The organism is Vibrio sp. 10N.222.54.A3, assembly GCF_041474095.1.
GTDB classification, from domain to species: Bacteria; Pseudomonadota; Gammaproteobacteria; order Enterobacterales; family Vibrionaceae; genus Vibrio; species Vibrio crassostreae_C.
In genome coordinates, this window is record NZ_JBFRTN010000078.1 from 37040 (window position 1) to 38364 (window position 1325).

At 48.5% G+C, this 1325-nt stretch carries 1 protein-coding gene; it reads right to left on the reverse strand.

Annotated elements, in window-relative coordinates:
• The coding region (locus tag AB4507_RS16930) for a hypothetical protein (protein WP_372183000.1) at nt 1-1325 on the reverse strand (1325 nt) is incomplete at both ends.

Consider the following 1325-nt stretch of genomic DNA (forward strand, 5'->3'; position numbering starts at 1 on the left):
TGCGCTTCAAACTGTTCAGTGCTTTGCTGCTCTTCGGCTCCAGATGCTGGCGCTTCAAAGCTCGTTGACGCCAAGTGTTGTTCACCCTCGCCCATAGTTGAGTTCACTTCTCCACCACCATTTGGTGCTACCGATGTATCAAACTGGTTAGGAGTATCCATCGCCACTTGCGCTTCAAACTGTTCAGCGCTTGGCTGCTCGACCGCTCCAGATACTGGCGCTTCAAAGCTCGTTGACGCCAAGTGTTGTTCACCCTCGCCCATAGTTGAGTTCATTTCTCCACCACCATTAGGTGCTACCGATGTATCAAACTGGTTAGGAGTATCCATCGCTACTTGCGCTTCAAACTGTTCAGCGCTTGGCTGCTCTTCGGCTCCAGATACTGGCGCTTCAAAGCTCGTTGACGCCAAGTGTTGTTCACCCTCGCCCATAGTTGAGTTCATTTCTCCACCACCATTAGGTGCTACCGATGTATCAAACTGGTTAGGAGTATCCATCGCCACTTGCGCTTCAAACTGTTCAGCGCTTGGCTGCTCGACCGCTCCTGATACTGGCGCTTCAAAGTTCGTTGACGCTAAATGTGCATCGCTTTCTTTAGAGATGAACTCATTGTCTGCACCTGTAAGCGCCGATCCTATGTCATTATCTGAGCTCGCAGTAAGGTCACTATTCGACTGACTAGAGCCAGTAGAAGCCAACATTTCATTACGGGCGCTCGGCAATTCCTTTGTCCCGTTAGCTATCTGAATAGCTTCATCTGAGTTAATTTCTCCACTTTGAACCGCATTGAACACTTCAATGCCTTCATCAGCAGTAAGTTGGCCACTAGCAATAGCCTCCATCACAATCTCTTTATCTCCATCAGCCATACCACTGAACTGTGAAGACTCCAATAATGCTAGGTCCATTGAACTGCTTCCGGTAACAGAAGGCGAACTTGAATCAGTGTCGTTGAGTGATGCTAGTTTGGTTTGATTCCCCATTTTGTAATCATTTTGAGAGTCCTCACTAGTTCCCGTGCCTTGATTACCGTTATTGGAGTCAGTGGATGCATTCACCAATTGGGTCTGATTTGTTCCCGTCTCCTTCTCTGAAGTATTAGGGCGTTGTGTATTTGCAACAGCATCAGTTGCCTTTTGAGTAGGAGCACTCGCCAGTTGTGTTGCTGACTCTACATTGCCCGACTTTGCTACTGAACTTTCAGTACGTGAGTTAGCTGGTACTGTCTCAGCCACTTTCTGCGGTGATGCACTTGCCACTTGAGTTGCTGGCGCTACTGTACCCGTTTGAGCCACCGACTGTTGTACTGAACTTTCAGGGCGTGA